The organism is Pseudarthrobacter sp. Y6 (genome assembly GCF_050156205.1).
GTDB lineage: Bacteria > Actinomycetota > Actinomycetes > Actinomycetales > Micrococcaceae > Arthrobacter.
Genome location: NZ_CP189574.1, coordinates 1,867,883 through 1,881,068, shown reverse-complemented (window position 1 = coordinate 1,881,068; position 13,186 = coordinate 1,867,883). Strand labels below are relative to the sequence as shown.

The following is a 13,186-nucleotide window of genomic DNA, read 5'->3' as shown; positions in this document are numbered from 1 at the left end:
CTCCTCTTGAGTGGATTCACTGGGTAATTAGTCTGTGGTACTGCGGTACTGCACGGGCATTGCGCCGCAGGTGGGGCCGTGCCCCGCCTTACTAAGCGCTGCGCAAAGCCCTGTCACTCATGGAGCGGGATCCCCGTCCAACGGCCAGGGTGCCGGACTGCACAATTTCGCGGATGCCGAAGGGCTCGAGCACTGAGAGCAGCGCCGTGAGCTTTTCGGGGTGGCCGGTTGCTTCAATGACCACGGAGTCTGTGGAGACGTCAACCACTGAAGCACGGAACAGGTCTGCGGCTTGGGTCACCTGCAGGCGTGTTGCGGCATCCGCACGTACCTTGACCAGGATGTGGTCTCGCTGTACGGAAGATTCGGAGGTCAGCTCAACGATCTTGATCACGTTGACCAGTTTGTTGAGCTGCTTGGTGACCTGTTCAATGAGGTCACCGTCGGCGTCGACGACGACGGTCATCCGGGACATGCCCGGAACTTCCGTCGGGCCCACGGCCAGGGAGTTGATGTTAAAGGCGCGTCGGGCGAACAGGCTCGCGACGCGGGTCAGCACACCGGGCTTGTCTTCAACCAGAACGGACAGTGTGTGGCGGGTCATGTTCAGTCCTCCTCTTCCCATTCCGGGGTCATGTTGCGGGCAACCTGGATCTGGTCGTTGCTTACTCCGGCGGGCACCATCGGCCACACCATGGAGTTGGGGCTCACCACGAAGTCGATGACCACGGGGCGGTCATTGATCTCCAGCGCCTTCTGGATGGTGGCGTCGATGTCCTCGTCGCGTTCGCAGCGGAACGAGGCGCAGCCATAGGCATCGGCCAGCTTGACGAAATCCGGGATCCGGACGGTGTCGTGGCCGGTGTTGAGGTCCGTGTTGGAGTAGCGGCCCTCGTAGAAAAGGGTCTGCCACTGGCGCACCATGCCCAGCGAGGAGTTGTTGATGATGGCAACCTTGATGGGGATCTTGTTGATGGCGCAGGTGGCAAGTTCCTGGTTGGTCATCTGGAAACAGCCGTCACCGTCGATCGCCCAGACCACACGGTCCGGCTCGCCTACCTTGGCGCCCATGGCTGCCGGTACCGCGTAGCCCATGGTGCCGGCGCCGCCGGAGTTGAGCCAGGCGTGGGGGCGCTCGTACTTGATGAACTGGGCGGCCCACATCTGGTGCTGGCCGACGCCCGCAACGTAGATTCCTTCCGGCCCCGTGAGTGCACCGATGCGTTCGATGACGCGCTGGGGCGCGCTGAGTCCATCTTCCGGCTCGGTCCAGCCCAGCGGGTAGGTGTCCCGGAGGTTCTTCAGGAACGCCCACCAGTTGTTCAGATCGGGTGTACCGGAAATTTCGAACTGGGCCCGCACAGCCTCGGTGAGTTCCGGAATAATTTCCTTGACCGAGCCGACGATGGGGACGTCGGCCGTGCGGTTCTTGGAGATTTCCGCCGGATCGATGTCGGCGTGGATGACCTTGGCGTGGGGTGCGAAGGACTTCAGGATGCCTGTTACCCGGTCATCAAAGCGCGCTCCCAGGGTGATGAGGAGATCGGACTGCTGAAGGGCCGTTACCGCCGAGACCGTTCCGTGCATGCCGGGCATGCCAACGTGCTGGTCATGGGAATCCGGAAAAGCGCCGCGGGCTGTCAGGGTGGTGACTACGGGCGCCCCTGTCAGCTCGGCCAGCTCGCGGAGTTCCGCGGACGCGTGCGCCTTGATCACGCCGCCGCCCACATACAGGACAGGCTTGCTGGCTGCGGCAATGAGCTTGGCGGCTTCGCGGACCTGCTTGTTGTGGCCGCGGGTCACGGGCCGGTATCCCGGAAGGTCGATTTTCGGCGGCCACGAGAACGTCATCTGCCCCTGCTGGGCATCCTTGGCGATATCCACCAGCACCGGGCCCGGGCGGCCTGTGGACGCGAGGTGGAAGGCCTCGGCCATAACATGCGGAATATCCTGGGGGTTGGTGACCAGGAAGGAGTGCTTGGTGATCGGCATGGTAATGCCGACGATGTCAGCTTCCTGGAAGGCATCGGTGCCGATCACGGCGCTGGACACCTGGCCGGTGATGGCCACCAGCGGTACGGAGTCCATGTGTGCATCCATGATGGCGGTAACGAGGTTGGTGGCTCCCGGGCCTGAGGTGGCGATGCAGACGCCAACCCGCCCGGTGACCATGGCGTAGCCTTGCGCGGCGTGGCCGGCTCCCTGTTCGTGACGGACCAGTATGTGATTCATGCTGGAAGCCATCAAGGGGTCATAGGTAGGCAGGATCGCGCCACCAGGCAAACCAAAAATATCGTCGACGCCGAGTTCTTCGAGCGATCGGACAATAGCTTGTGAGCCGGTCATCACCGTTGGGGGTACAACGTTGTTCGGCCCAAGGACAGGAGAGACAGCGGCAAGATCAGCGACGGCGGCGGCCTGGTCAGCCGTACGGTCGGCGCGTTCCGGAGCCTTGGGGGCTCCAGCGGACTTAGTAGCCATCAGCGAGGGGCTGATCGGCGATCCTTTGCTCATCGGACTCTTCCTTGTGGATCATCTGTGTACTTGGAAATGCGGGAAATAAAAAAACCCCTCAGCCTGGTGGCTTTTCGAGGGGTTGCGCGTGACGGTTCGTTACCAGTCGGGCTAGTCAGCCACGCGCTTGGTAAGGACGACGACTGCTTCTGCAGCGGCGCAGCTAGTAACGAATGCGATCATGCGTTCAGTTTTCCCTCTGCGTGAGATGCGTGTCAATGAGGACAATTCACATCTCACCATGTGGACACCATTGTCCACTGGCCGAACATGGTGTCCGGCCACATATTCCAAAGGTATCCCCCTGAACAAACCCCTCCAAGGCGGAAGGGCTTAATAAGGGGGATTCCGAGGGCCCCTTGGTGCGCGGCGCCCGCGCCGCGCACCAAGGGAAGGAATCACCCGCAGTATGCGCCCGTGGAGGCGCTGTGGACCAGCTTGGCGTACTTGGCGAGCACACCCTTGGTGAACTTGGCCGGGAGGGGCTCCCAGCCGATCTTGCGGGATTCGAGCTCTGCATCATCCACCAGCAGGTCGAAGCTGCGGGCGGCGATGTCCACGCGGATCCGGTCCCCGTCCTTGACGAAGGCGATGGGGCCGCCGTCGACGGCTTCCGGTGCCACGTGGCCGATGCAGAGGCCGGTGGTTCCTCCGGAGAAGCGGCCGTCCGTCAGCAGCAGGACGTCCTTGCCGAGACCGGCGCCCTTGATGGCACCGGTGATGGCGAGCATCTCTCGCATGCCGGGGCCGCCCTTGGGGCCTTCGTAGCGGATGACCACAACGTCCCCGGCCTTGATCAGGCCCTTGTCCAGTGCGGCCAGGGCGCCCTGCTCGCGTTCGAACACGCGGGCGGTGCCTTCAAAGACGTCGGCGTCGAAGCCGGCACTCTTCACCACGGCACCCTCAGGCGCCATGGAGCCATGGAGGATGGTGATGCCGCCGGTCTTGTGGATCGGGTTGTCCATGGCACGGAGGATCTTGCCGTCGAGGTCCGGCGGGTTGATCGCGGCGAGGTTCTCGGCAACGGTCTTGCCGGTGACGGTGAGGCAGTCGCCGTGCAGCAGGCCGGCGTCGAGCAGTGCCTTCATGATGACGGGTACACCGCCGATCTTGTCGACGTCGGTCATGACGTAGCGGCCGAAGGGCTTGAGGTCACCCAGGTGCGGGATCTTGTCGCCTATGCGGTTGAAGTCCTCCAGGTTCAGCTCGACTTCGGCTTCGCGGGCGATGGCAAGCAGGTGAAGGACGGCGTTGGTGGAGCCACCGAAGGCCATGGTGACGGCGATGGCGTTTTCAAACGCCTTCTTGGTCATGATGTCCCGGGCGGTGATGCCAAGGCGGAGCAGGTTCACCACTGCTTCGCCGGACTTGCGGGCAAATTCGTCACGACGGCGGTCTGCCGAGGGCGGGGCGGCCGAGCCGGGCAGGGACATGCCCAGCGCCTCGCCGATGCACGCCATGGTGTTGGCCGTGTACATACCGCCGCAGGCGCCTTCGCCGGGGCAGATGGCCTTTTCGATGCGAGTCAGGTCTTCGAGGCTCATCTTGCCGGCGGCACAGGCACCGACGGCCTCAAACGCGTCAATGAGGGTGACTTCCTTTTCGGAGCCGTCCTCGAGCTTGACCCAGCCCGGCATGATGGACCCCGCGTACAGGAAGACGCTGGCCAGGTCCAGGCGGGCGGCAGCCATCAGCATGCCCGGCAGGGACTTGTCACAGCCGGCGAGCAGGACAGAGCCGTCGATGCGCTCGGCCTGCATGACGGTTTCCACGGAGTCGGCAATGACCTCACGGGAAACGAGCGAGAAGTGCATGCCTTCGTGGCCCATGGAGATGCCGTCGGAGACGGAGATAGTGCCGAACTGCATGGGGAAACCGCCGCCGGCGTGGACACCCTCCTTGGCGCCCTGGGCCAGCCGGTTCAGGGAGAGGTTGCAGGGAGTGATTTCATTCCAGGAACTCGCAACGCCGATCTGGGGCTTCGCGAAGTCGTCATCGCCCATGCCGACTGCGCGGAACATACCGCGCGCGGGGGCGGCATGGATCCCGTCGGTGACGACCCGGCTGCGGGGCTTGATGTCAATCTTGTTCTCGGTTGCTGTTTGGGTGTCCTCACTCATGGGTCAAAGTCTATGACTCCGATCGGGACGCCAACGACTCGAACAGCCCGTTTGGCCCATATTCAGGAATATTTCGATCAAATAGTGGACTCTCGTCTCAAATTCTGAGACGGACCCTTGCGGGCCTGCAGGAACCTAGACAGTCCCGTTCGCGCCGACGTACCGTCAGGGAACGGCAACCATGCCATCCGGACTGAAGGGCCCTGCTATGGATATTGTCTTCTGGATTATCCTCATTGTGCTGATCGTGGGCGTTGTGTGGTGGCTGCTGAACCGCAGCAGCTCCTCGAGCACAGGCGACTCCACGCCGGTCCGGGCGGACGGCGGCCTCTCCGGTGGAAGTGCGGCCGCCTCCGCAGAAGCCGCCGGCACGGCGGGCATCCCCAGCGCGGCGGGCTTCGGCGCCGCTGAGCCGGCACCACCGACGACGGCGGACGAGGCGCCCGAGCGGTCCAGCACGGTAATACACCAGGAAGCCAACACTGGGCACGAAGCCAGCCTTGCCGAAGTAAGCGATGAAAAGGACACCAGCATCGGGCAGGACGCCCGCGTTGAACCCGACGCTGCCGGTTCCACAGATACTGCCGCAGCTGCTGCACCGGAACGCGTGTCCTCCGAAGAACTGTCATCCCCTGAGGAGTCGGCTGGCTCTGAGGAACCGTCGTCCCCGGAGCAGCGGGCCCGCCCCGACGGGCCGGCTGGCCACGAGGAGCCGGCTCTCCCGGAGGAGCTAACAACCCAGGAACCTGGCAGCCAGGAGAGCGTGAACCGGCAGGCAGACGACGCCGAGTGGGAAACCCAGTGGTCAGAGGCAAGCGCGCCAACCCAACTCGCCGCAAGCCACCGGCCGACAGGCGAGGCGTCCACCGTTATTGCAGACCCCCCGCTGCCCCAAGCGCCACCGGCCCAGGACACCGGATTCGTGCATCACCCGGAATACACGGAGCCCCACGCGGCCACGCTGCCCGGCGCCGAAACGGCCGCTGCCGAAGCTGTTGACGCGGAAGTGGACGCCATCGATTCAGCCCGGGACGCGGCAACCACGGATTCCGTGCAAATTGCAGGATCCACGGAGGCTGCAGTATCCACAGGGGCCGCGGAACCCGCGGAACCCGCGACCATGGACCCCGCAGCGGTGGCGGACTACGAAGCTGCGCCGGAACCCACGGGGCATCTGGGCGCGGACCAGCCCTACGGCGCCGGTTCCGCGTCGCCCGGCCCGGACGGCAGCGGCCCGGCGGATTTCGACGTCAAGGCCGACGCCGGAGCGATGGTCTATTACGAGGAGGGGCATCCTGACTATGAGCAGACGAAGGCCGACGTCTGGTTTGAGTCGGCTGCCCATGCGGAAGCCGCCGGTTTCCGGGCTCCCCGGCGCACCCGCATCTGACCGGACGCAGGCGCCCTTTCGGGCCTTCACGGCGGCCAAGCCCACGGCGGGCGCCTTCGCAGTGGGCTTGGCCTTGCTGCTGTCGGGCTGCACGGGCGACGCCAACGACGCTCCCACCGGGAGCATCACAGGAGCCGGGACCGGGACCGGCACGGAAATCGCGACGGGCACGGGAAGCGCCACGCCGCCGAAGGTTGTGGGCCGCCTCGATCTCCAACTCGACATTCCCTGGGCAGCGGTATTCCTGCCGAACGGGACGGCCATCATCTCCGAGCGTGACTCAGCGCTGCTGAAGGCTGTCCGCGACGGCCGGGCGGCCACCATCGGCCGGGTCCCCGGCGTTGCTCCAGGCGGTGAGGGCGGCCTGCTGGGACTCGCCCTCTCCCCCGGCTTCGAGGCCGACAACTACCTGTACCTGTACTTCACGTCTGCAGAGGACAACCGCATTGCCCGGCTCAAGCTAACGGAACAGCCTGACGGATCCTTGGACCTTGGCGACCCCGAGGTGGTCTTTGCCGGAATCCCGAAGGCATCCACTCACAATGGCGGCCGGATCCGGTTCGGCCCGGACGGGTTCCTGTACGTGGGCACAGGCGACTCCCAGCGCCGCGAACAGCCTCAGGACCCCAATGCCCTGGGCGGGAAGATCCTGCGGCTGACTCCGGAAGGTGACCCCGCGCCAGGCAACCCGTTCGGCAATGCCGTGTACAGCCTGGGGCACCGAAACGTCCAGGGACTCGCGTGGGACAGCGCCGGCCGGCTCTGGGCCAGCGAATTCGGCCCGGACGTCAACGATGAACTCAACCTCATCGAGCCGGGAGCCAACTACGGTTGGCCCGCCGTGACCGGCGCACCGCACCGGAAGGAGTACCGCGACGCGAAGGTGGTGTGGCCTTCGACGGCGGACTCCTCACCCAGCGGCCTGGAAATTGTCGGGTCGACCGCCTACATCGGCGCCCTGCGCGGCCAACGTCTCTGGACGGTGCCCCTGTCCGGCGAGGAGGCAAGCGCCCCTGTGGCCTATTTCACACGCGAATACGGCAGGATCCGTGACGTCATCCGGACCCCCGACGGCGGCTTCTGGCTGCTCACTAACAACAAAAACCCTGATTTTGTGCTGGTTCTGGGCCCTCCCGACTGAACCCGAGGGCAACGGCGGCTTCGATTTCACATGGCCCGAAAGTTCGTGTAGAGTTTCATGTCGTTGCGGAGATCAACCGGGAAAGAAAAAGCCTGGAAGGCCACCACAAAAGAGATGCACCTCTAGCTCAATTGGCAGAGCAATTGACTCTTAATCAATGGGTTCCGGGTTCAAGTCCCGGGGGGTGCACCAAGGGAAAAACAGCCCCTGGCACGCGGAAACGCGGCCAGGGGCTGTTTTTGTTTGTGGCGGGAGAAGATTCCGTTTGTGCTGCCAGGAACCACATCGGCGAAAAAAATCCAGCACCACCACTGCGGAACTTTGCAGCGGGGATGCCGGAGGGGTCGTTCCCGGATTCCGGGACTGCTAGCCGAGCGGGGCACCGTCCACCAGGGCGCGGGTTGACGGCGAGGCGAACTGGCTGGCCAGCTCCCGAACCACTGCCTGGAGCTCCTGCCGCAAAGCGTCAGGGTCAATGGCTGCCGCAGCGAGTACCGAGCGTTCCATTTCAACGGCTGCGGCTGCGGCTTCCCGGCCGCTGTCAGTGAGGGACACCACCTGGCTGCGGCGGTCCGACGTGCTGCGGACGCGGGCAATGTGGCCGTGGGACTCCAACCGGCTCAGAGTCTTACCCATGGTCTGGGCCTGAACGCGCACATATTGAGCCAGTTGGGCCTGCGTCATAGGCCCTTGCGCTGAGAGGACTTCGATAGCGATCACGCCGGCATGCGTCAGTCCGATGGCGCTCAGCTTTTCGTTCCAGGAGTGTTCAACGAGGCGTGCCGCGGTGGACAATAGGCGCCCAGTGGGCCAGCGATCCATGTCAGGCATACCAGCAAGTATAGCTAAGGCTGGTTAGCATCGGCTCTGGATGCTTACTAAAATGGTGTGTTCCGCCCGCAACAAGGAGATTAATAGTGGCTGAAAGACTCTTGACCGGTGACGTAGCGCCCGGCTTCACGCTGAAGGATTCGTCGGGTAAGGACGTCAACCTGGCTTCCGGCCATGACGGCAGCACCATCGTGTATTTCTACCCGGCTGCCGCCACCCCCGGCTGCACCAAACAGGCCTGCGATTTCCGCGACAGCCTGGCGTCCTTCAGGTCAGCTGGCTATCGCGTCCTGGGAGTTTCCCCCGATTCCGTGGACAAACTTGCTGCCTTCGCCGCCAACGAGGACCTTAGCTTTCCGTTGCTTTCGGACGAGGACCATGCCGTGGCCGAGGCCTATGGCGCTTGGGGCGAAAAAAAGAACTACGGACGGACCTATGAGGGACTGATCCGCAGCACCGTGGTGATCGATCCCGACGGCAAGGTGGCATTGGCCCAGTACAACGTCCGGGCCACCGGCCACGTGGCAAAACTGCGGCGCGACCTCAAACTGGCCGCGTAACGCATTACGCGGGAACAGGCGGCCGGAACATGCAGCAGGAACCGGCTGACCGGAACCCCGCCGACCCGAGGCTACAATGGAAACTGGCATCCGCCGTCGTACGTTCTTATCCCTTGGCCACCAGGCCAAGGACGAAGACAGCGGCGGCAACTGCCAAGCGCGAGTGGTGAAATTGGCAGACACGCAGGATTTAGGTTCCTGTGCCTTCGGGCGTGGGGGTTCAAGTCCCCCCTTGCGCACACTGATACAGAGATCCCGGGCCCACAGGCCCGGGATCTCTGTCATTTAACTGCCGCCAGCCAGGGCGTTCTCCCCGGTTTGGCATGAAATTAAAAAACTCTTGGTGATCCACCCATCCGCTTCCGCGCTCCGGCCGAATACCCATTGAGACACCAGCCAAAGGCAGGTGCCCAACAGTCGGAAAAGGCCACGCGGCAGGCACAACGTCTGCGGCAGGCAAGAAATCGGCAGAAACCAAAAAACAAGGAGAACCGAAATGCAGTCATTCAAGCGCACATCCTTCACCGTCGCAGGCGTTGCAGCTGCAGCCCTGTTGAGCCTCACCGCCTGCGGTGGAGCCGCAACAACAACCCCCAGTTCCTCCGCTCCGGCCGCCGCACCGTCGGCGTCCAGCAAGGCCCCGTCACCCTCCGCCAGTGCTAAAGCCATGGATCCGGCGGCAAACCTCGTTGGCGCAGGCTGCGCCGGCTACGCAAAGAAGGTCCCCACCGGTGCGGGCTCGGTTGCCGGTATGGCCCTTGACCCGGTAGCGGTCGCGGCATCCAACAACCCCATCCTGACCACCCTCACGGCAGCTGTCTCCGGCAAGCTGAACCCCAAAGTTGACCTGGTTGACACCCTGAACGGCGGCGAGTTCACGGTCTTCGCTCCGGTGGATGACGCCTTCGCCAAGATCGATGCCGCCACCATTGAAACGCTCAAGACGGACGACGCCCTGCTGAGCAAGATCCTGACCTACCACGTGGTCCCCGGCCAGATCACCCCGGACAAGATCGCCGGCACACACGCCACGGTCCAGGGCGGATCAGTCACCGTGACCGGCAGCAAGGATGCCCTCATGGTTGATGGAGCCAGCGTGATCTGCGGCGGCGTCCAGACCAAGAACGCCACCGTTTACCTGATCGACTCGGTGCTGATGCCCAAGTAGTCCCCGTTTCCAGCCCAGAGGCCTGTTCCCCCGCCGGAACAGGCCTCTGGCGTGTGTCCAGGGAACACCGGGGTGTGTCAACTAGACTGTGTCCTTGGCCCGCAGTCGGCGGTGCCGGCCAGAAGCAGCCAGAGGTGATAGACGAGTGCCCAGCAGTACTTCGCGGCGAACGGTCATCAAGACCGGCGCCGTTTTTATGGCGTTAGGCCTGACATCCTGTACCGGCAACCCACCGCCTTCGCCCTCGGCAACGTCACCTTCGACGGCGCCCGCCGGCGCTGAGGCCACCGAAACGTTCACGTTCGGCACGGCGTCCCAGCCCCTGGGCCTGGACCCTGCGCTCTCGAGCGATGTGGAAAGCTACCGGATCACCCGGCAGATCCTTGAAGGTCTGGTGGGTGTGGACCAGACCACGGGCAAGCCCACGCCGCTGCTGGCAACGGAATGGTCCGAAGAGGACGAAGGCCGCTCCTACACGTTCAAACTCCGCAGCGGCGTCTCGTTCCAGGACGGCACGCCCTTTAACGCCGACGCAGTATGCGCCAACTTCAACCGCTGGTTCGCTTTTTCCGCGGAACTGCGGCGCCAGGCCCCGGGAAGCTCCTTCAAGGGTGTGTTCAAGGCACATTCCGACGATGCTGCGCTCTCCATTTTCAAAAGCTGCACGGCCCTTTCCGCTGACACTGTCCGGATCGACCTGACCCAGCGCTTCACCGCGTTCCTCCAGGCACTCACCCTGCCGGCGTTCGCCATGGCGTCCCCGGCAGCCCTCACCGCGGGCACAGCGGATGTCCTGGATCAGACACGTGGCGGAAATCCGGTCTCCCGGTTCGCCACCAACCCCGTCGGAACCGGACCGTTCAGCCTGGCCGCCTGGGACGAAGCCAGCGTCCGGCTCGTCAGCCACAAAAACTACTGGGGCGACCGCGGGCAGATCTTCACCATCAATTTCGTCACGTACGATCACCCCCAGACCCGGCTCCAGGCCCTCCTGGACGGCAAGATCGACGGCTACGACGCCGTCACGGTGGGCAACTTCGATCAGCTGGTGAAGCGGGGCATGCAGATTGTCCAGCGTGACCCTTTTTCGGTGATGTACCTGGGCATCAACCAGGAAATTCCGGTTCTCCAGAACCAAAAAGTCCGGCAGGCCATTGAGCTGGCCATCGACAAAGAAACCCTGATCCGCAAGTTCTTTATCGACAACACGGCCAAGGCCTCACAATTCGTCCCGCCCAAGATCAGTGGTTTCAACAACGACGCTCCCGCGCTGGGCCACGATCCGGTCAAAGCCAAGGCCTACCTGGCCGAGGCCGGCTACATCGGGGAAGAGATCAGGTTCTACTACCCGCTCAATGCCACCCGCCCATATCTGCCAACGCCGGAGAAAATCTACGCCGAAATCAGCCGGCAACTGACCGCCGTCGGGTTCAACATCAAACCTGTCCCGGTGGACTGGTCTGCGGGCTACCTCCAGAAAGTGCAGTCACCCGGGGACCACGGGCTCCACCTGCTGGGCTGGAACGGCGCGTATGCCGACGCCGATAACTTTGTGGGCCCGCTGTTCGGCGAGAAGAACGGCGAATTCGGTTACCAGGACCCGCAGGTCTTTTCCAAGATCAACCGCGCCCGCGGCCTCCCCGCAGGCAAGGAACGCGACGAGCAGTACCATACCATCAACGCCCAGATCGCGGCCACTGTGCCGGCCGTTCCCATTGCCTTCCCGATCTCGGCCCTGGCACTCTCGGACCGCGTCAGCAGCTACCCGGCGTCCCCGGTACTGAATGAAGTTTTCACAAAGGTACAGCTAAAGCCTTGACGGTCCGGCCCAATTTCAGTATGCGGGCTGCCCGGGGATATTCTTTGACAGCCAGAGCCGCTGCTATCGGAGACTGATTGTGACCTTCATATCCAAGACCCAACATGCCGACGTCGTACTGATTGGCGGCGGCATCATGAGCGCCACGCTCGGGGCGTTCATCAAGCAGCTTGAACCGAACTGGACCATCGCACTGTTCGAACGCCTGGATCAGCCCGGGCTGGAAAGCTCCGACCCCTGGAACAACGCCGGAACGGGCCATGCCGCACTGTGCGAGCTCAACTACTCCCCCGCAGCCAAAGACGGCTCGGTGAACCCGGCCAAGGCGCTGCTCATCAACGAACAGTTCCAGCTGTCCCGCCAGTTCTGGTCCCATCTTGTGGAAGAATCCCTGATCGGCTCGCCGAAGGGCTTCATCAACACCGTCCCGCACATGAGTTTTGTGATCGGCGAGAGCAACACCCAGTTCCTCAAGACCCGTTACGAAGCGCTCAAGTCCCACACGCTGTTCCGCAGCATGGAGTACTCCGAGGACCACGCACAGATCGCCAAGTGGGCGCCGCTGATCGTCAAGGGCCGCGACCCCAAGCAGAGCATCGCCGCCACCCGGGCCACGGAGGGGACCGACGTCGACTTCGGGGCACTCACCCGTGAACTGACCACCTACCTCGGGAACAACGGCGTCGAAATCAATTACGGCCATGACGTCACCGGGATCTCCAAGGCGGCCGACGGCGGCTGGGACCTTTCGATCAAACACCCGGCTTCCGGGGAACACGGCAAAATCCACGCCAAGTTTGTGTTTGTGGGCGCCGGCGGCGGCGCGCTGCACCTCCTCCAGGCCTCCGGTATTCCCGAAAGCAAGGGCTACGGCGGGTTCCCCGTGTCCGGCCAGTTCTTCCGCTGCACCGACGAAAAACTCTCCGCCCAGCACAGCGCCAAGGTCTATGGCCAGGCTTCGGTGGGCGCTCCGCCCATGTCAGTCCCCCACCTGGACACCCGCTACGTGGACGGGAAGCGTTCACTGCTGTTCGGCCCCTACGCCGGATTCTCCACCAACTTCCTCAAACACGGCTCGTACCTTGACCTGCCGCTGTCCATCCGGCCCAGCAACATCATCCCGATGCTTGCCGTGGCCAAGGACAACATGGACCTCACGGCGTACCTCATTAAAGAGGTGGCCAAGCGCCACGGCGACAAGGTGGAAGCGCTGCGCGAGTACTACCCCGAGGCCAAGGACGGCGACTGGGAGCTGATCACCGCCGGCCAGCGAGTCCAGATCATCAAGAAAGACCCGAAGAAGGGCGGCATACTCCAGTTCGGTACCGAAGTCATCGCCGGCCGCGACGGCTCCATCGGTGCTCTTCTGGGCGCCTCGCCCGGCGCCTCCACAGCGGTGCCCATCATGATTGAGCTGCTGCAGAAGTCCTTCCCCAAGGACTTCAAGGGCTGGCAGGGCAAGCTCAAGGACATGATGCCGGGCTACGGCGTGAAGCTGGATGAGAATCCGGAACTGGCCGCCGAGCTCGAGACGGCAACGGCCAAGGCATTGCAGCTGGAGAGCGTTTCCGCCAACCACTGACGCCCGGCAGTCCGGCGGGCCGGCAGGCCCGGCTGGACGGTCCGGTCCGCAGGAGTCCGTC

At 63.7% G+C, this 13,186-nt stretch carries 10 protein-coding genes and 2 tRNA genes; 8 read left to right on the top strand and 4 right to left on the bottom strand.

Features of this window, described 5'->3' with window-relative positions; all coding sequences use genetic code 11:
- Positions 1-91 precede the first annotated feature (91 nt).
- From ilvN to ilvD, 3 genes are all read right to left on the bottom strand, one after another.
- Positions 92-604 (bottom strand): acetolactate synthase small subunit, encoded by a 513-nt coding sequence (ilvN, locus tag ACQCSW_RS08990; RefSeq protein WP_028271611.1) that lies wholly within the window; start codon positions 602-604, stop codon positions 92-94.
- A gap of 2 nt (positions 605-606) precedes the next feature.
- On the bottom strand, positions 607-2,514 hold the full coding sequence (locus ACQCSW_RS08985) for an acetolactate synthase large subunit (protein WP_354250934.1): 1,908 nt from the start codon (positions 2,512-2,514) through the stop codon (positions 607-609).
- A 398-nt stretch (positions 2,515-2,912) separates the two neighbouring features.
- The gene (gene ilvD, locus ACQCSW_RS08980; RefSeq protein WP_354250933.1) at positions 2,913-4,634 is read right to left on the bottom strand and encodes a dihydroxy-acid dehydratase; all 1,722 of its coding nucleotides are present in this window, start codon (positions 4,632-4,634) and stop codon (positions 2,913-2,915) included.
- Positions 4,635-4,842: 208 nt separating this feature from the next.
- Here ilvD and ACQCSW_RS08975 point away from each other — a divergent pair, with 208 nt between their 5' ends.
- The 3 genes from ACQCSW_RS08975 (at position 4,843) to ACQCSW_RS08965 (ending at position 7,357) form a co-directional block, all read left to right on the top strand.
- Entirely contained in the window at positions 4,843-6,024 is a 1,182-nt protein-coding gene (locus ACQCSW_RS08975; protein ID WP_426990426.1) for a hypothetical protein, read from the top strand.
- Positions 5,978-7,165, top strand: a complete 1,188-nt coding sequence (locus tag ACQCSW_RS08970; protein ID WP_426990424.1) for a PQQ-dependent sugar dehydrogenase — start codon at positions 5,978-5,980, stop codon at positions 7,163-7,165. Before ACQCSW_RS08975 ends, ACQCSW_RS08970 begins: the two co-directional genes overlap by 47 nt.
- A gap of 116 nt (positions 7,166-7,281) precedes the next feature.
- Positions 7,282-7,357, top strand: a tRNA-Lys gene (locus ACQCSW_RS08965).
- A 174-nt stretch (positions 7,358-7,531) separates the two neighbouring features.
- On the opposite strand, the gene ACQCSW_RS08960 is transcribed toward ACQCSW_RS08965, so the two are convergent.
- Positions 7,532-7,987, bottom strand: coding sequence for a MarR family winged helix-turn-helix transcriptional regulator (locus ACQCSW_RS08960; RefSeq protein ID WP_426990656.1), 456 nt, complete (start codon positions 7,985-7,987; stop codon positions 7,532-7,534).
- A gap of 95 nt (positions 7,988-8,082) precedes the next feature.
- Here ACQCSW_RS08960 and bcp point away from each other — a divergent pair, with 95 nt between their 5' ends.
- The 5 genes from bcp to ACQCSW_RS08935 all read left to right on the top strand — a co-directional run bounded on the left by bcp (position 8,083) and on the right by ACQCSW_RS08935 (position 13,125).
- Positions 8,083-8,556 carry a thioredoxin-dependent thiol peroxidase gene (bcp, locus tag ACQCSW_RS08955; RefSeq protein ID WP_426990423.1) on the top strand — a complete coding sequence of 158 codons (474 nt, stop codon included), beginning with the start codon at positions 8,083-8,085 and terminating at the stop codon, positions 8,554-8,556.
- 157 nt (positions 8,557-8,713) lie between these two features.
- Positions 8,714-8,795, top strand: a tRNA-Leu gene (locus ACQCSW_RS08950).
- A 257-nt stretch (positions 8,796-9,052) separates the two neighbouring features.
- Positions 9,053-9,724: a fasciclin domain-containing protein gene (locus tag ACQCSW_RS08945; protein WP_426990422.1), complete on the top strand. Its 672-nt coding sequence runs from the start codon at positions 9,053-9,055 to the stop codon at positions 9,722-9,724.
- Positions 9,725-9,869: 145 nt separating this feature from the next.
- Positions 9,870-11,543, top strand: a complete 1,674-nt coding sequence (locus ACQCSW_RS08940) for an ABC transporter substrate-binding protein (RefSeq protein ID WP_426990421.1) — start codon at positions 9,870-9,872, stop codon at positions 11,541-11,543.
- A 79-nt stretch (positions 11,544-11,622) separates the two neighbouring features.
- On the top strand, positions 11,623-13,125 hold the full coding sequence (locus ACQCSW_RS08935; RefSeq protein ID WP_426990420.1) for a malate:quinone oxidoreductase: 1,503 nt from the start codon (positions 11,623-11,625) through the stop codon (positions 13,123-13,125).
- Positions 13,126-13,186 lie beyond the last annotated feature (61 nt).